Here is a 16,983-nt window from a genome sequence, read left to right on the forward strand (position 1 = left end):
TTGCATCGCACGGGCGCGCCTGAGCCGAGCATGGACTCGGCTCTACAGTATCAAAGCACCGGCTCCACCACCACTGCCGTGCCATAGCACAGCACCTCGGTCAGCCCGGTCATCACATCGGTGGCGTCGTAGCGCATGCCGATGATCGCGTTGGCGCCCAGCTGCCGCGCGTGCTTGACCATGTCGCGGTAGGTTTCCTCGCGGGCCTGTTCGCACAGTTCGGTGTAGATGGTGATGTTGCCGCCGAACAGGGTCTGGATGCCGCCGAGGAAATTGCCGACGATCGAGCGCGAGCGCACGGTGATGCCGCGTACCACGCCGAGGTTGCGCACCACGCGATGGCCGGGCAGCTCGAAGGCGGTGGTGACCAGCGCATCGTCGAAACGCAGCGCGGGCGGGGACGTGGGGCTGCTGTTGTAGGGGTCTGCCATGGTCGCGTCCGTGTCGTAGAGTCGAGCTTGCTCGACTCTACAGTGCAATCACCCGTTGCGGCATGGTGCCGTCACCCCGCCGGCGCGACAATATCCCCATGACCGACCGTATCCCCCTGTTGCTGCTGCCCGGCCTGCTCAACGATGCCGAGCTGTGGCGCGCGCAGTTGGCCGACCTGGCCGACATTGCCGATTGCACCGTAGGCGACCAGACCCGCGGCGAGACCCTGCAGGCGGTGGCCGAGGACGTGCTCGCACAGGCACCGGAGCGCTTTGCGCTGGCTGGTTTCTCACTGGGCGGCTTCGTTGCCCAGCAGATCCTGCGCATTGCGCCGGAGCGCGTGCTGCAGCTGGCGCTGATCGATACCTCGATCCACGCCGATTCACCGGAACGTGCCGAACAACGCCGCAGCCAGCGCGCCAGCGTGCGCCTGCCGGGCAGGTTCCACGGCTTCGGCGATGCGCTGATGCGCAGCTACATCGACGCCTCGCGGCTGGACGACTACGTGCTGGTGCAGCGCGTGCGCGACATGACCGCCCGCCTGGGGGCGGAGGTATTCCTGCGCCAGAGTGCGCTGGAGCGGCGCGACGGCCATGACGTGCTGGCGGGTTACCGCGATCCGCTGTTGATCGTCTGCGGGGCCAACGACCGCATCACGCCGCTGGCGGTGAGCGAGGAAATGCATGCGTTGGTGCCGCATTCGCAGCTGGTGGTGGTGCCCGATTGCGGTCACCTGGCCCCGATGGAAAAGCCGGACGAGGTCAGTGCGGCGATGCGTGGGTGGCTGTCTGTGGATTGAAGGGGATCGGTGGCATCGGCGGTTCGTTCCACCCCAGTCTGTTGTAGGCGTGGTAACGAAGCACGCCGATGCGTTCGTGCAACATCACCTCGGCCAGCAGCAGGTTGAAGGTCGAGGGAAGCCATCCGGGCGTAGCGCGTAGCCGGTCGCTGGGCAGGCCTTCGGCAATCACGCCGAAATGCTGGAAATAGAGCAGGCTTCGCCTGAGGTGAAGACCCGAGGTCACGATTACCACGCGCGATGGATCGTGGCGGAGCATCGCGCTGCTGTTCCGGGCGTTCTCCCAGGTGTTGGCGCTGGCATCCTCCTGCTCGATGCGATCCATCGGCACACCCAGACGGGCCAGCTCGCGCGCGTAGACGTTGGCCTCGCTGGTCTTACGGTTTCGTGAGGCACCTCCGCTCACGATCACCCTGCAGGTCTCGTGCTTCTGCTGGCAGAGCAGATAGCGCTGCGCCGTAACCAGCAATCGGCTGTACCCCACCAGACCCGGGCTGGAGCCCTCGGCATGGTGCTCGATGCCACCGCCCAGCAGCACGATCGTTGTCTTCGGCCGATCTGCAGGTGTCGTGAATGCAGCGCTGGCCTGGGCCCGGTCGAGCATCCATTGCGTTATCGGGCCCGTTGCGCTGGACAAGGCCATCAGGGGCAGCACCGACAGGAGTGCCGCGGTGCGGAATCGGCGTGTGGCGATCAGTGCAGCACATGCCAGCAGAAGAAGAAGGGTAAACGCCAGCACAGTGCACCTCAGGAAAGTTTGAATGAATTCCGATGGCGCGGGGCCTTCGTTGTGTGGATGCTGGATGCCATGGATCTGAAGCGACTGTCACCCTCCGCAAGAGCGGGCGTCATTCTCGGCGGCGTATGGCTTGGATTAGGGCTGGGATACTTTTTTTCCGAGCGGTTTCCGGGTTTGTTCGCTCTCATTCATGAGCGGATGCAGTAGCGAATCGGGAAGATGCGTTGTCGCGAATGGCCCTGCACGAAATCGTATTTGGCCGGGAGCGACATGCACGAACAGGTCGCATGCGACATATGGCGGAGACGGATGCACGCAATCGATCGACGTGGCATGGCGGGAACGCAGGCGGCAGGCGCCGATCGCCCTGAGCTTGGCGAGCATTCAATGCTGAAGGTGATTGCCGCGGTGTCACCATGCGAGCTGCCGTCCTTTGTTGCTGCGTTGGACGAAGCGATAGCACGGTGGAGGGCGGAGTCTGCGAGTACGCCCAGCAGCGATCTGGATGCAGAACTGGCGCGCCTGCACGCGCTCAAGAGCATCACGTCGGCGCTGGGCAGCAGGCTGATCGCCAGCGCGTGCGACGACCTGGGTGAGTGCCTTCGATCGGGCGCGGCGACAGACCACATACGAAGCCGCTCCCAAGCCGTGGCGGTAGCTGCGCAGCGCCTCCTGCAACGTTCCATCGTTTCTCACAGGTGAAGGAATCCGGCCATGCCCCATGCACCCTCTGGTCTGCTCGATGCTGGCCCCGATGCACTGCTTCAGGCGGCCCGCTCACTGGAAATGAAACGACTTGCGCTGTTGCTGTCCTGGCTGCAGGAACCACGTGCCAGCCTGTCCAGGGTGGTATTGCAGGCACTGACCGTGCTGTGGTGCTGGCTCTGGATGGATGGACCACAACCCGTGCTGGCCAACGAGGCGGCGAAGGTGCTGCCTGCGTCGATTGCGCTGCTTGTTGCGTCCGTGGCATGGGCCGCATGGGTGAACCTCCATAAGGATCGCGGTGTGGCATGGCGCGACGCGGTGGGCCTGCTCCTCAGCCTGGTGATGGTGACGGTGCAGGTCGATGCAGCCTTCATTCTTCTGATGACGCTCAATGCAACGCTGCCCTTCCTGGTGATCGCCGCGACGGCTGCCTACGGGCGGAGGGCGATCGCACCGACCATCGCCGCAACGGCGCTGGGCCTGCTGTGGGCCGCGCCGGAGGGCTATTGGATCTCGCGACCTGCCTACCTGGCCTATGCCCTGGCGCTGACGATCCTGCTGCCGGCCGTGGTTGCCTCCATGGTTGCGGCCATGCGCGATATTGCGCTCCGTGCCGTCGCGTCGCGCGAGGCCCAGGGGCGGTTCATCGGAACGATGAGCCATGAGCTGAGGACGCCGTTGAACGCCATCATCAATGGCATCCAGTTGCTGGACATGGACGCCGCGACGCCGGCGCAGCGCAGTTCGTTTGCGATGGTGGCCCGGCAGGCAAGAGCGCTGCGGCATCGCATTGATGATGTCCTCGATGTGGCCAGCATCGAGGGTGGAACGCTGCGGCTTCGTCCTCAACCCTGTTCATTGGCGTCCGCGCTCGATGCGATGCAGGAAAGCTGCGCACCGGCTGCTGCGGAGAAAGGTGTACTGCTGACGGTGGAGGACTGCGATCCCGCAGTGTGGATGCTGGTTGACGCAGGCCGGGTCGAACAGGTGATCAGCAATCTTGTCTGCAACGGGATCAAGTTCAGCCCGGTGGGGGGCGAGACCCGCGTGTCCATTCACGCCTCCCGCATCGGTGAGCAATGGCAGGTGCGGGTGACCGTTTCCGACTCCGGGTGCGGTATCGACGAGAGCGACCAGGAGGCGATCTTCTCCCCCTTCGTCCAGGTGAGCGAGGGCGATGCCCGTTGCGAGCAGGGGGTTGGGCTTGGGCTCTACATCGTGCGACTGATTTCCGATGCCATGGGCGCGACGATCGAGGTGGGCCGCAGCACGTGGGGTGGCGCCTCGTTCCAGTGGTGCTTCACCGCTCCTGCCGTGATCGGCGAGGCAGCATCACCTTCGCTTGAGGCGGTGTTCAAGGCACATGCGGCGTCGGTACGATCCCTGCATTGCCTGCTGTTCGAGGATGTGGAAACCAACCGGCAGGTGGTCGAGCGGCTGATGGAATGTGCAGGTCATCGACTGAGTTGCCGGCACGACGGGCGCGATGCGCAGGCTGCGGTGGCGTCGCTTGCGCCAGACGTGGTGCTGCTGGACCTTCATATGCCGGGTTGCAGCGGTTGGGACGTACTTGAAGCGGTCGGCTCCAGAACGGACGGTCCGCCCATCCTGGTGATGAGCGCGGACACGCGTCTGCAGGTCATCGAGAGGGCGCGTTCAATGGGCGCCGCCGGCTTCCTGTGCAAACCGTTGGATGTGCACGAGGTGCTGCGGATGCTGCACGAGGTGGCGCCCCGGGGATCCAGTCTGTAGAGCCGAGCCATGCTCGGCTCCAGGGAGACGGCAGCCGAGCGTGGGCTCGGCTCTACAACAACGGGGCCTCAATCCCAGGCCGGCGCAATGCCTTCCGGGTTGGCCAGGCGGTGCCCACGATCCAGCTTGGCGATCTGCGCCATGTCTTCGTCGGTGAGGCGGATTGCTGCCGCTTCCAGGTTGCCCGACAGGTTCTCGCGCTTGGTCGAAGACGGAATGACCGAGTAACCCTGCTGCAGTGCCCAGGCCAGTGCGATCTGCGCGGGCGTGGCCTGGTGACGGCCGGCAATGGCCTGGATCACCGGGTCCTTGATCACCTCGCCATAGGCCAGGCTCATGTAGGCGGTAATGTGGATGCCGTTGTCCTGCAGGAACGTCACCAGCAGGCGGTTCTGCAGGTACGGATGGATCTCGATCTGGTTGGTGGCGATGGCGTCGGCACCGAGGATCTCGATCGCCTTGCGGGTCTGTGCGATGGTGAAGTTGGAGATGCCGATCTCCTTCGTCAGGCCCTGTGCCTTGGCCTCGGCCAGTGCGGTCAGGTACTCCTCCATCGGCACGTCGACCTTGTCGTTCGGCGAGGGCCAATGGATCAGCGCCAGATCGACGCGGTCGGTGCGCAGCTTTTCCAGGCTGGTACGCAGGCTGGCCAGCAGCGCATCATGCTTGAACTCGGAGATCCACACCTTGGTGGTGAGGTACAGGTCATCACGCGGCACGCCGGACTCGGCGATGGCCTGGCCGACTTCGGCTTCGTTGCCATAGATCTGCGCGGTATCAACGGCGCGGTAGCCGACGTCCAGTGCATTGCGCACCGAGTCGATCACGGTCTGGTCCTTCAGGCGGAAGGTACCAAGGCCAAAAGCGGGAACGGTCATGGGAAGCTCCAAGGGGGAGGGAGTCGCAAAGGAAAGAGGGTAGGACAGGTGCCGTATGCATGCCGGCAACGCTGCATTGCATGAATCAATGCGCGGCCATGGCGATGCCATCGGCGCGATCATCGATGCCATCACGACGGTCCAGGCGGCCGCTGAGCACGGTCAGCGCATACGCGCCCACCACCACCAGCGCGCCCAGCCACGGCGTGTGCATCAGGCCGATGTTCTCCACCACCAGGCCGCCGAGCGAGGCGCCCAGCGCGATGCCGATGTTGAAGGCGGCGATGTTCAGCCCCGAGGCCACGTCAGTGGCCTGCGGCGCATAGCGCTGCGCCTGCTTCACCACGTACACCTGCAGGCCCGGTACGTTGCCGAATGCCACCGCGCCCAGCGCCAGCACCGTCAGCAGCATCAGCCAGATGTTGTAGGCGGTGAAGGTGAGCACGAACAGTACGACCGCCAGCAGGGCGAAGATGCGCTTCAGCGCGGGCACCGGGCCCATGCGGTCGGCCATGCGGCCGCCCCACAGGTTGCCGATCGCCACCGACACGCCGTACACCAGCAGCACCAGGCTGACCGCGTTGGCCGAGAAACCGGTGACGTCCTGCAGGATCGGCGCCAGGTAGGTGAAGGCCAGGAAGGTGCCGCCATAACCCAGCGTGGTCATCGCATAGACGAGCAGCAGGCGCGGCTGGGCCAGCACCGCCATCTGCTGGCGGAAGCTGGACGGGGCGCTCTGCGGTACGCTGCGCGGCACGAACAGCAGCGCGCCCAGCAGTGCGATCACGCCGAGCCCGGCCACCGCCAGGAAGGTGGCGCGCCAGCCCAGGTGCTGGCCGATGAAGGTGCCCAGCGGCACGCCGGTCACCAGTGCCACGGTCAGGCCGGTGAACATGATGGCGATGGCACTGGCGGCCTTCTCCTTCGGCACCACCGCGGTGGCGATGATCGAACCGATCGAGAAGAACACGCCGTGGGCCAGGCCGGTGAGGATGCGCGCGGCGATCAGCGACGTGTAGCCCGGCGCCAGGAAGGCGATGACGTTGCCAAGCGTGAACAGCACCATCAGCGCCACCAGCAGGGTCTTGCGCGGCACGCGGCCGGTCAGCGCGGTCAGCACCGGCGCACCGATGGCCACCCCGAGGGCATACAGCGAGACCAGCAGGCCTGCGGAGGGCAGGCTGACCTGCAGATCGGCGGCAATGGTGGGAATCAGGCCGACGATGACGAACTCGGTGGTGCCGATGGCGAAGGCACCGAGGGTCAACGCCAGCAGGGCGAGGGGAATGCCACGGATCATGGCCGGCTCCGGAGGGAAGGAAGGCGCGCAGTGTGCGCGGTGCACCTTTGCCGAAAAACCAGTCTTCACGCCAATCACTATTGCCGCTCAGTCAATAATGGCGGGATGAAGACCACTCTCGATGAAATGCAGGCCTTCCTCGCGGTGATCGACAGCGGGTCGATCAGTGCCGCTGCCGAGCAGCTGGGGCAGACGCCCTCGGGCGTGAGCCGTGCGCTGGGGCGGCTGGAGGACAAGCTGGGGATCACCCTGCTGACCCGCACCACCCGCCGCCTGCACCTGACTGCCGAGGGCGAGGCGTTCCTGCGCCATGCCCGGGCGATCATCGATGCGGTGGAATCGGCCGAAGAACAGATGGCGGCACGCCGCGAGCGCCCGGCAGGGCGCCTGCGCGTGGATGCGGCGATGCCGTTCGTGCTGCACGTGATCGCGCCGCTGGTGAGCGGCTATCGTGCGCGCTACCCGGAAGTGCAGCTGGAGTTGAACAGCTCCGACCGCTACATCGACCTGCTGGAGCGGCGCACCGATCTGGCGATCCGGATCGGGCCACTGGCCGACTCCACGTTGCATGCGCGGCCGCTGGGGCGGTGCCAGCTGCGGCTGGTGGCAAGCCCGGCCTACCTGGCTGCACACGGCGAACCGGCCAGCGTCGCCGCACTGGGCCAGCACACGCTGCTCAGCTTCAACGAGCCGGAGTCACTCAACCGCTGGCCGTTGCCCGGAGAGTCGGATGGGCTGCTGCTGGTGCGGCCGGACATCGCCGTGTCCAGTGGCGAGACACTGCGCCGTCTGGCGGTGGAAGGTGTCGGCATCACCTGCCTGTCCGACTTCGTCACCGATAGCGACCGCGCTGCTGGCACCCTGGTGCCGGTGCTGGCGGCGCAGACGCTGGATGTGTACCAGCCGATCCACGCGGTGTATTACCGCAACACGGCGGTATCGGCGCGGATCAGCTCGTTCCTGGATTACCTGGGTGAAGCAATGGCGCAGAGCGGTTACCTGCGCTGATCGGATTCGGGTGGGTGCGGACCGTTGGTTCGCACTGCACCTGCCATCGCCCGACCAACGGTCGGGCGCTACCCATCTGACGCTGGCCGGCAACCGGACCAATCAGGCCGCGCGCGCCAACCCGCCCTTCGCATCCGCCGTGGTCGACAGGTCGAACACATCCACCGCCTCGATCAACCGGTTCGCCTGCTGTTCCAGGCTGCGTGCCGCGACGCTGGCTTCCTCCACCAGCGCAGCGTTCTGCTGGGTGGTGCCGTCCATCTGGATCACGGTCTGGCTGACCTGTTCGATGCCCGCGCTCTGTTCCTGCGAGGCGGCGGAAATCTCGGCCATGATGTCGGTCACGCGCTGCACCGAGGCCACGATCTCGGCCATGGTGTCACCGGCCTCACGCACGCGCTGTGCACCGTGCCCCACCTGTTCCACCGAGGCTTCGATCAGCGACTTGATCTCCTTCGCCGCCGCCGCCGAACGCTGCGCCAGCGTGCGGACCTCGCTGGCAACCACCGCGAAGCCACGGCCCTGCTCGCCGGCACGCGCGGCTTCCACCGCAGCGTTCAATGCCAGGATGTTGGTCTGGAAGGCGATGCCATCGATCACGCTGATGATCTCGGCGATCTGCCGTGACGAGGTTTCGATCGCGCCCATCGTCGCCACCACCTGGCCGACCACGCTGCCGCCCTGCGAGGCGACCGCGTGCGCGCCGATCGCGAGCTGGTTGGCCTGGCGCGCGTGTTCGGCGTTCTGGCGCACGGTGGAGGTCAGTTCCTCCATCGATGCTGCCGTCTCTTCCAGGTTGGCGGCCTGCTGTTCGGTGCGGCGCGACAGATCATTGTTGCCGGCGGCGATCTCCGCGGCGGCGGTGTGGATGTTGCCGGAGGCGTGCTTGATGTCGGTGACGATGGTCGCCAGCTGCGCGGCGGTGGTATTGGCGTCGCCGGCGATGCGCGCGAACACGCCCTGGAAATCACCGTGCATGCGCGCGCCGAGACGGCCATCGGCAATCGCGCGCAGCATGCTGGAAACCTCGCTCAGGTTCAGTTCGGTGGTCTGCATCAGGCGGTTCAGGCCGTCGACCATCGCGCGGAAATCATGTTCGAAGCGTGCGCTGTCGCCGCGCTGGCTGAAGTCACCGGCGGCAGCGGCTTCGGCCAGGCGGCGGATCTCGCCGTTGATCACGCCGAGATTGGCCTTGGCCGTATCCAATGCATTGGTGATCACGGCCTTTTCGCCGGGCAGGCGTTCCATGTCCTGGCTGAGGTCACCGACGGCGTAACGCCCCATGATCGCGATCGCGCGCATCTTCACCTGGATGTGCGCATCCACCAGCGTGTTGCTGTCGGCCACCATGGTGCCGAACGCGCCGGGGAAGGCGCTGGCGTCCATGCGGTGGCTGATGGTGCCGGCCTCATGCGCCTGCGCCATCGCGGCCTGTGCATCCAGCACGCCGCGCAGTGTCGACTGCACCGCCTGCATGGCCTGCGCGAGGCGACCGATCTCGTCGCGGCTGCGCACCTGCACCACATGCTGCAGGTCACCGGCGGCCACCGCACGTGCGGCGGCTTCCACGGCCAGTACCGGCTGCACCACGGCACGCCGCAGCCACCACGCCAGGCCCATCAGCAACAGCACGGCGGCCAGCACGGTCAACGCCGCGCACACCAACAACGTCTGCCGCGCCTGCTGGGAACGCGCGGCCACCGCCGCTTCTGCCACCTGTGTGGCGTGCGCGCTCAACGTATCCAGTGCGCTCGCCACCGGGCGATCCTTGCCGTGCACGAGGTTGTCGCCGGCAGCGGGATCGTAGCCGGCCTCCGCAAATGCCTGCAGGGCGGCGTGATAGTCCTTCTGCAGCTGCGCATGCAGGCCGATGAAGGCCTGTGCCAGATCACGCGTGCGCGCGTCCGGGCTGGTCACCAGGCCCTTGGCCAGCTGCTCGACCAGTCGGCCCTCGCTGTCGAAGGCATCCAGATGGCGCTGGCGCAGCGCATCGTCGCGGCCGCGCAGCAATACGTTCTTCCATTCCTGCACCTGGCCGCGGAACTCGCGTTGCAGGCGTTCTGCATCGCGGCTGTGCGCGACTTCGGGTGGAACTTCGGTGGACAGCTTCAACCAAGCGGAGGCCAGGCCCGCCAGTGCGCACAGCAGGACCACGGCCAGACCAACAGAAACCGCGCCGAGCAGCTTGGACTGCAGGCGCGGAGCACGGACAGACGCTTTCATGGAAGGGACTCTCGGGAAGGGGCAATGCGGTATCGACCCGTGCCCTGCACGTCTGAAGTGCGACAACGATCACATTCGCGTTCCGTTTAGCGATGTGAAGGAGATGTTTCATAGGACAAATGTGTCCATATGGAACGAATACGGACTCTCGACAGACGGTTTAAATGTAACTATTGTTGTTACATGAAATCAGCAAGCCCGCTTTCCGACGCCCTGCACGTGATGGCACATCTGGTGGGCCACGCTGCCCCGCGTACGTCCGAGCAGCTGGCGTCGTGCCTGCCGACGCATCCGGTGGTGATCCGTCGCCTGCTGGCACAGCTGCACAAGGCCGGCCTGGTGCGCAGCACCCGTGGCCACGGCGGTGGCAGCCTGCTGGCACGCGATCCCGCAACGATCACCCTGCATGACATCTATCTGGCCGTGGGCGCACCACCGCTGGTGCAGGTCGGCGCCCGCGATTCCGGCGGCGGCTGCCCTATCCAGCAGCTGGTCAACAGCGCCCTGCTCGAAGGGGCGCGCGAAGCACAGCGCCTTCTCGAACAGCGGCTGCAGGCGACCACGCTGGACCAGCTCGGCGCCGACTTCGCCCGCCATCTCGCCCATCACCGTTCCCTGGAAGGTCATCATGAATCCTGATGTGCTCATCGTTGGCGGCAGCTATGCCGGCATTGCCGCCGGCCTGATCCTCGCCCGCGCCCGCCGCCCGGTCACGGTCATCGACGCCGGATTCCCGCGCAACCGCTTCGCCAGCCATTCGCATGGCGTGCTGGGGCTGGATGGCACCAGTGGCGCCGAGCTGCTGAAGACCGCGCGCCAGCAACTGCTGGACTACCCCAGCGTACGCTGGCTGCACGCCGAGGCCGTGCAGGCATCCGCCACCGCCGCGGGCGTCGAAGTGCACACCGCTGATGGCCAGGTGCTGGCTGCTCGCAAGCTGCTGCTGGCCAGTGGTATCACCGACCAGCTACCGGAACTGCCGGGGCTGGCCGAGCGCTGGGGCAGCACCGTGCTGCATTGTCCCTACTGCCATGGCTACGAAGTGGGTGGTGGCGCAATCGGTCTGCTTGGTGGGCACCCGATGTCCGCCAGCAAGGCGCCGCTGTTCGCCGATTGGGGAAATGTCACCTTCTTCAGCCAGGGCCTGCCGATCACCGATGAGGAGCGGGCCGCCATGCAGCAGCGCGGCGTGCAGATCGAGACCGCGCCGGTGGTGGGCGTGCAGGGCGACCAGCCGACCTGGCTGGAAGTGGAGTTGGCTGATGGCCGCCGCATCGCGCAACGCGCGCTGTTCGTGCCGGCCACGCAGACGATGGCGACGCCGCTGGTGCAGCAGCTGGGCTGCACCCTGGTGGAAAGCCCGCTGGGCGTGCTGATCGAGGTCGATGCGATGAAGCAGACCTCGGTGCCGAACGTGTATGCCGCAGGCGATGCGACGACGGTCGGCAACATCACCCTGGCCATGGCCGAAGGCGTGCGCGCGGGCATCGGCGTGCACCACGCGCTGGTGGCCGAAGACAGCATCGCGCGCTGAACGTTGCACAGGTAGAGGCCGACCTTGGTCGGCGCTGTTCCATCCACGCATGGCGTGGATCTACTGCAATCGGGTGCGGTGGGTGCCGGCCTTGGCCGGCACCGTTCCATTACCCTTTCACGCACAGCACCTGCCGCAGTGTGTGCACCACGTCCACCAGGTCCAGCTGGGCGGCCATGACATCATCGATCGACTTGTACGCCGCCGGTGACTCGTCCAGCACGCCGCTGTCCTTGCGGCACTCAACGTGTGCGGTGGCCTCGCGGTGCTGGGCCAGCGTGATCTGCTGGCGCGCTGTGCCACGGCTCATCGCCCGGCCGGCACCGTGGCTGCAGCTGTGGAAGCTGTCCGCGCTGCCCTTGCCGCGCACGATGTAGCTGCGCGTGCCCATGCTGCCGGGAATGATGCCCAGTTCGCCCTCGCGCGCGCTGACGGCGCCCTTGCGTGTCACCAGCAGCTCCTGGCCGTGATGCGTTTCCTTCTGCACGTAGTTGTGGTGGCAGTTCACCGCCATCGCCGCCAGCTGGAACTTCGGCAAGCGGTGGCGCATCTCGGCCAGCACGCGCGACATCATCGCCTCGCGGTTCTGCCGCGCGTAGTCCTGCGCCCACGACACCGCTTCAACGTAGTCATCGAACAGCGGCTCGCCTTCCATGAAGAACGCCAGGTCCTTGTCCGGCAGGTGGAAGCCCAGCACGCGCCGTGCCAGCTCCTCGCGCGCCTTCTCGATGAAGTAGGTGCCGATCAGGTTGCCGGTGCCGCGCGAGCCGCTGTGCAGCATCACCCACACCGTATCCGTCTCGTCCAGGCACAGTTCGATGAAGTGGTTGCCGCCGCCCAGCGTACCCAGCTGGCGGTCCAGCTTATCGGTGCGGATCCTGCGGTGCTTGTCCTTGATCTTCTCCAGGCCGTCGGCCAGCCCGGACTGCACCAACCGGGTGTGGATGCTGTCGGGCATGCGGTGATGCTCGCCGCCGCGCCCGTTGCCGACTGGGATGCTGCGCTCGATGCTGTTGCGCAGTTGCCGCAGGTCATCGGGCAGGTCGTTGGCGCGCAGCGTGGTACGCACCGCCGCCATGCCGCAGCCGATGTCGACGCCGACCGCGGCCGGAATGATCGCGCCACGGGTCGGAATCACCGAGCCCACGGTCGCGCCCTTGCCCAGGTGCACGTCCGGCATCACCGCCACCCACGGCCCGACGAACGGGATCGCGGCGATGTTGCGCAGCTGCTCGTGGGCCTGTGCCTCCAGCGGCACACCGTTGACCCAGCCCTTGATCGGCGTGGTGCCCTCGGCGTGCAGCCATTGATAGTTCTGTTGCGTGTCCATTGTCTTGTTGAATGTCCTTGATGGGCCGGCGGCGCGTCCCTGCGCCGCCGCGACCCCCTACCTGATCGTCACCAGCTGCTTCAGCACGCCCTCCAGGCCGCCGAACACGGTGAGCGTGTCGATCTTCTCGGTGACCTTCTCCAGCGCCTCCAGCTCCTTCAAGCGCATCAGCACCGGGTTGTCCTCGATCAGCTTTGCGGTGTTGAGCTGCGAACGCGTGGCGTTGGCCTCCTCGCGGCGGCGGATCACGCTGGCCTGGGCCTGCTTCTCGGCAAGCACCACGCCGTTGAGGATCTCCTTCATCTCGCCCGGCAGGATCACGTCCTTGATGCCCACACCGAGCAGCCGCACGCCATGGCCCTCGATCCCCGCCTGCACATGGGCAGCGATCTCGCCGTCCAGTGCCGCCTTGTCGCCCAGCAGCTCGTCCAGGCTGCGTGCGGCGATCGCCTGGCGCAGGCCGAACTGCAGCTGCCGATAGATGAACTCATCGGCATTGCTCAGCGTGCGGTGTGCACGCACCGGGTCGACTACCTGCACGGTCGCGGCCAGGTTCACCCGCAGGGTCACCTTGTCGCGGCTGAGCAGTTCCTGGCCGGACACGTCCAGCGAACGCGCACGCAGCTCCACGCGCTCCACCGACACGTTGCCGTTGAAGTTCCAGAACGCGTGCAGGCCGGCGTCCAGCGTCTGGCGCAGCGTGCCATCGATGAACAGCAGGCCGACCGACTCGCTCGGCACGGTGCTGATCACCGCCACACGCGGCAGCACGCCCAGCTGGCCCAGCCGCTGCTGCACGTCTGCCGGGACGCGCGGCTCGTCACCCAGTGCCATCACGCGCACCTGGGTGTCGACCGAACCGCGCCAGTACAGACGGCGGCTGCCCGGCGGCAGCACCTCGTCGATGCGGCCGTTGCGCAGCAACAGGCCGACCTCGCCGGCGCCGACGTTGGCCAGCACGAAGTGCGTGTCCAGCTGTGCGCCCAGCGCTTCGATCAGGCTGTCCTGGTCGCTGCCGGTGTAGGCCGCGCCCTTCGATGCGTTGTGGAGGTCCACGTGCGGGCGGCCGCCGAACGGCGACAGGCGGTGCACGCCCGGCAGCAGGATCTGCTGGAAACGACGGTTGCGATACACCAGGCCGCGCTCGCCGTCGCCGATCACGACCTTGATGGTCCAGAACATGGGAGTCTCTCCTTGTATGGCTCTGGTGGTTCGACCCGATGCGGATGAATCACCATGACCCGGGTCGATCAGGTCGTGGCGAGGCCGCCTGCACACCACGTGCAGGCGGCGGAAGAGGGCGGCCATCGGCGGACGGTCCGCGCGCGGAGCCTTCGGTGCACCGGCAGTGCTGCCATCGTCGTTCCCGGCAGGCAGCACCGGTGCGGAACGTGGCTGGCAGTGGCGGCGGGCCGGGGCCCGGCGTGCGGTCCGTTGCCTTCCACGTTCCTGCCCGAAGGCGATGTCCGTGGATGGCGACGATGGCCGCTGGGGCTTGCGCCCCGGGTGTTGCTTCAAGTCATGACGTGACAGGTCATGTGGTTTGGAGTGGGAATCGAACCCACGACAGACGGATTACGGATCCGTTGCTCTGACCAAGCTGAGCTATCCAGTTGGGGACCGCGCGGAATCGAACCGCGTACCGGCGAACCGGCGCCTGCCTCCAGCAGGCGATCTAGGCGATGGCATGTCCGCGACCTCCGGCATACGCCACGGCAACGCCGCGCGCACCAGCCCGTGGTTGAAACGGGACCGTTGGTAGTCGAGGGTGCAGGCCACCGGCATTATCGGCGAGCGATAATGTTTGGGTGCGATGCAGATAATGTCCAGGCGTTGCCATGCACGCGGAGAAACTCCTCCGGTGGGGCAGGAAAAACCTGGGTCAGTGAGCGGCGGGTTGCCGCGCGGGGTGCAGTTCTGGCATCGCGGGTCCTTGTGCCGACGCAAACGAAAACGCCCCCGGGACTTGCGTTCCGAGGGCGTCGTCAGGCCTCGGAGATCGGGGTGGCCGATCTCCGCAGGGCGGGTATCAGGCCGTTGTCAGCTGGTCTTCCTTGCCGAACGCGCGCGCCAGCACGTCCATGCGCAGGCATGGCAGTAGTTTGGCGGTGGCGACGGAATGCGCGTTCAAGGGAGTTTTCCAGTGGTCGTTGAAACGAGGTGCGCACGATAAACCACGATTTAGTCGCGCGCAACTATTTTGTTCAATTATTTTCTTCGCTGTTGTGCAATGCCGGCCAGCGGCCGGCACTACAACTCAGGCTTCCGCGCTGGCGGCATCCAGCTGCGCGACGTCCTGCACGCTCAACGACAGGTTGGCCGCTGCCAGCAGATCGTGCAGCTGTTCGACGCTGGTGGCGCTGACGATCGGCGCAGTGATCGACGGCCGCGCGATCTGCCACGCCAGCGCGATCTGTGCGGCGCTGGCGCCGTGCTTGCTGGCCACGTCATCCAGCGCCTGCAGGATGCGCAGGCCGCGCGGGTTCAGATAGCGCTTCACTACGTTCTCGCCACGCGCCGGGCTCTTGGCTGCATCGGCCGGCGTGCGGTACTTGCCGCTGAGGAAGCCACTGGCCAGCGCGTAGTAGCCGATCACGCCGATCTGCTCGCGCTGCACCAGCGGTTCCAGTTCCTTTTCGTAGCCGGCGCGGTCATACAGGTTGTACTCCGGCTGCAGGGTTTCGTAACGCGGCAGCTTGTAGTCGGTGGACACCTTCAGCGCATCGGCCAGGCGCGTGGCGCTGTAGTTGGAGGCACCGATCGCACGTACCTTGCCGGCTTCGATCAGGCGGCCGAACGCAGCCAGCGTGGCTTCCAGCGGCGTCGACTCGTCATCCTCGTGGGCCTGGTACAGATCGATCACGTCGGTCTGCAGGCGGCGCAGCGAATCCTCGACCGCCGCAGTGATGTTGTCCGGGGTCAGGCCGGGGCGTTCAGCCCACTTGGCCACCTTGGTCGCCAGCACCACCTTGTCACGCTTGCCGCTGCGCGCGAACCACTTGCCGATCAGTGTTTCCGATTCGCCGCCGGCGTTGCCCGGCACCCAGGCCGAGTACACATCGGCGGTGTCGACCAGATTGAAACCGGCGTCGACGAAGGCATCGAGCAGGGCGAAGCTGGCCTTCTCATCGGCGCTCCAGCCGAACACGTTGCCACCGAAGGCGAGCGGACGTACATGCAGGCCGGAACGGCCCAGTTCGCGGGTTGCCGTCATGGGCACGGACTCCTTGGGGGAAGTGCTCCAGAATAGAACGCGATGTGTGACCGTGCTGCGGCGACGACCACAAAACAGTGTTCCGCGGCGCGCACGCAGCTAACGTTTTGTGAACACCTGGGACGCTGTGACTGCTAGTCTCGCCGCATCTTCCGCTGGAGTCGTCTCGATGATGCCTGCTTCGTCCTTGCGTGGTTGCCGACTGCTGCTTGCTTCGGCCCTGCTTGCTGCTGTTCCCGCGTTCGCCGCACCGGCCACGGTCGCGCCGGCAAAGATCGAGGTCTCGCCGGCCATCGACGCGGCGGTGAAGGCGCCCACCCGCGATGCCAACAACGTCAAGCGCGATGGCTTCCGTCATCCGGCGCAGACGCTGTCGTTCTTCAGGGTGGCTCCGGAAAAGACCGTCATCGAGATCACCCCCGGCAACGGCTGGTACTCGGAGATCCTGGCGCCGCTGCTGCATGACAGGGGTCATTACGTCGCCGCCGTGGTCGACCCGATGGCCGTGCCCGAAGGCCGCGGCCGTGACTACCAGCAGCGCAGCCGCGACAGCCTGGAAAAGAAGTACGCCGGCGCACCGGCGCAGTTCGGCAAGACTGCCGTGGTCGCCTACGATCCGGCCAAGCCGGTGTTCGGCCCGGCCAATTCAGCCGACGTGGTGCTGACCTTCCGCAACGTGCACAACTGGCGCAAGGCCGGCCAGGCGCAGGGCATGTTCCAGGGCTTCTTCAACGTGCTCAAGCCGGGCGGGGTGCTGGGCGTGGTCGAGCATCGCGCCAAGACCGATGTGGCCGACGACGATGACACCGGCTATGTCGGCCAGCAGCAGGTGATCGCGATGGCCGAAGCCGCCGGCTTCAAGCTGGATGCGCGCAGCGAGGTCAATGCCAACCCGCGCGACACCAAGGACCACCCGAACGGCGTGTGGACGCTGCCGCCGACCAACCAGCACGACAAGGCCGACGACGCGAAGTACCAGGCGATCGGCGAGAGCGATCGCATGACCCTGCGCTTCATCAAGCCGTAAATCGGCAGGGCCGGGCCACGCCCGGCGAGCGCAGCGGCG

15 protein-coding genes and 1 tRNA gene are annotated in these 16,983 nt (G+C 66.3%); 7 read left to right on the plus strand and 9 right to left on the minus strand.

Going from position 1 to position 16,983, the window contains the following annotated elements; all coding sequences use genetic code 11:
* Positions 1 to 50 precede the first annotated feature (50 nt).
* The gene (locus ACTJJM_RS11405) at positions 51 to 431 is read right to left on the minus strand and encodes a YbjQ family protein (RefSeq protein WP_053443712.1); all 381 of its coding nucleotides are present in this window, start codon (positions 429 to 431) and stop codon (positions 51 to 53) included.
* Between the two features lie 98 nt (positions 432 to 529).
* On the opposite strand from ACTJJM_RS11405, the gene ACTJJM_RS11410 reads away from it, so the two are divergent.
* Positions 530 to 1,231: an alpha/beta fold hydrolase gene (locus ACTJJM_RS11410; protein ID WP_053443711.1), complete on the plus strand. Its 702-nt coding sequence runs from the start codon at positions 530 to 532 to the stop codon at positions 1,229 to 1,231.
* Here ACTJJM_RS11410 and ACTJJM_RS11415 read toward each other — a convergent pair.
* The gene (locus ACTJJM_RS11415) at positions 1,194 to 1,970 is read right to left on the minus strand and encodes a YdcF family protein (protein ID WP_100447059.1); all 777 of its coding nucleotides are present in this window, start codon (positions 1,968 to 1,970) and stop codon (positions 1,194 to 1,196) included. The genes ACTJJM_RS11410 and ACTJJM_RS11415 overlap by 38 nt on opposite strands.
* A gap of 270 nt (positions 1,971 to 2,240) precedes the next feature.
* Here ACTJJM_RS11415 and ACTJJM_RS11420 point away from each other — a divergent pair, with 270 nt between their 5' ends.
* Both ACTJJM_RS11420 and ACTJJM_RS11425 read left to right on the plus strand, forming a co-directional pair.
* The gene (locus tag ACTJJM_RS11420) at positions 2,241 to 2,672 is read left to right on the plus strand and encodes a hypothetical protein (protein WP_238582425.1); all 432 of its coding nucleotides are present in this window, start codon (positions 2,241 to 2,243) and stop codon (positions 2,670 to 2,672) included.
* Between the two features lie 12 nt (positions 2,673 to 2,684).
* A complete protein-coding gene (locus tag ACTJJM_RS11425; RefSeq protein WP_100447057.1) occupies positions 2,685 to 4,430 on the plus strand; it encodes an ATP-binding response regulator in 1,746 nt (581 codons plus the stop codon).
* A 68-nt stretch (positions 4,431 to 4,498) separates the two neighbouring features.
* Here the strand turns inward: ACTJJM_RS11425 and dkgB are convergent, their stop codons facing one another.
* Both dkgB and ACTJJM_RS11435 read right to left on the minus strand, forming a co-directional pair.
* On the minus strand, positions 4,499 to 5,308 hold the full coding sequence (gene dkgB, locus ACTJJM_RS11430; RefSeq protein WP_262088853.1) for a 2,5-didehydrogluconate reductase DkgB: 810 nt from the start codon (positions 5,306 to 5,308) through the stop codon (positions 4,499 to 4,501).
* 85 nt (positions 5,309 to 5,393) lie between these two features.
* Positions 5,394 to 6,608 carry an MFS transporter gene (locus ACTJJM_RS11435; RefSeq protein WP_143994911.1) on the minus strand — a complete coding sequence of 405 codons (1,215 nt, stop codon included), beginning with the start codon at positions 6,606 to 6,608 and terminating at the stop codon, positions 5,394 to 5,396.
* Between the two features lie 105 nt (positions 6,609 to 6,713).
* On the opposite strand from ACTJJM_RS11435, the gene ACTJJM_RS11440 reads away from it, so the two are divergent.
* The gene (locus tag ACTJJM_RS11440; protein WP_049454144.1) at positions 6,714 to 7,616 is read left to right on the plus strand and encodes a LysR family transcriptional regulator; all 903 of its coding nucleotides are present in this window, start codon (positions 6,714 to 6,716) and stop codon (positions 7,614 to 7,616) included.
* 102 nt (positions 7,617 to 7,718) lie between these two features.
* Here the strand turns inward: ACTJJM_RS11440 and ACTJJM_RS11445 are convergent, their stop codons facing one another.
* The gene (locus ACTJJM_RS11445) at positions 7,719 to 9,839 is read right to left on the minus strand and encodes a methyl-accepting chemotaxis protein (RefSeq protein ID WP_440865535.1); all 2,121 of its coding nucleotides are present in this window, start codon (positions 9,837 to 9,839) and stop codon (positions 7,719 to 7,721) included.
* Positions 9,840 to 10,022: 183 nt separating this feature from the next.
* Between ACTJJM_RS11445 and ACTJJM_RS11450 the strand changes: the two genes are divergently transcribed.
* Complete coding sequence (locus ACTJJM_RS11450; RefSeq protein ID WP_019336768.1) at positions 10,023 to 10,478, plus strand: Rrf2 family transcriptional regulator; 456 nt, start codon at positions 10,023 to 10,025, stop codon at positions 10,476 to 10,478.
* Positions 10,468 to 11,373, plus strand: coding sequence for an NAD(P)/FAD-dependent oxidoreductase (locus tag ACTJJM_RS11455; protein WP_099559819.1), 906 nt, complete (start codon positions 10,468 to 10,470; stop codon positions 11,371 to 11,373). The genes ACTJJM_RS11450 and ACTJJM_RS11455 overlap by 11 nt, the downstream gene beginning before the upstream one ends.
* 109 nt (positions 11,374 to 11,482) lie before the next feature.
* Here the strand turns inward: ACTJJM_RS11455 and ACTJJM_RS11460 are convergent, their stop codons facing one another.
* The 4 genes from ACTJJM_RS11460 to ACTJJM_RS11475 all read right to left on the minus strand — a co-directional run bounded on the left by ACTJJM_RS11460 (position 11,483) and on the right by ACTJJM_RS11475 (position 15,917).
* On the minus strand, positions 11,483 to 12,703 hold the full coding sequence (locus ACTJJM_RS11460) for an RtcB family protein (RefSeq protein WP_049480102.1): 1,221 nt from the start codon (positions 12,701 to 12,703) through the stop codon (positions 11,483 to 11,485).
* Positions 12,704 to 12,760: 57 nt separating this feature from the next.
* Positions 12,761 to 13,885, minus strand: a complete 1,125-nt coding sequence (locus tag ACTJJM_RS11465) for a slipin family protein (protein ID WP_440865538.1) — start codon at positions 13,883 to 13,885, stop codon at positions 12,761 to 12,763.
* A 357-nt stretch (positions 13,886 to 14,242) separates the two neighbouring features.
* Positions 14,243 to 14,316, minus strand: a tRNA-Thr gene (locus tag ACTJJM_RS11470).
* A 644-nt stretch (positions 14,317 to 14,960) separates the two neighbouring features.
* Positions 14,961 to 15,917, minus strand: a complete 957-nt coding sequence (locus ACTJJM_RS11475; protein WP_159360727.1) for an aldo/keto reductase — start codon at positions 15,915 to 15,917, stop codon at positions 14,961 to 14,963.
* A gap of 169 nt (positions 15,918 to 16,086) precedes the next feature.
* On the opposite strand from ACTJJM_RS11475, the gene ACTJJM_RS11480 reads away from it, so the two are divergent.
* Positions 16,087 to 16,944 (plus strand): class I SAM-dependent methyltransferase, encoded by an 858-nt coding sequence (locus tag ACTJJM_RS11480; protein WP_100447044.1) that lies wholly within the window; start codon positions 16,087 to 16,089, stop codon positions 16,942 to 16,944.
* Positions 16,945 to 16,983 lie beyond the last annotated feature (39 nt).

The sequence above is a fragment of the Stenotrophomonas sp. 22692 genome, from assembly GCF_052045015.1.
Classification (GTDB): domain Bacteria; phylum Pseudomonadota; class Gammaproteobacteria; order Xanthomonadales; family Xanthomonadaceae; genus Stenotrophomonas; species Stenotrophomonas geniculata.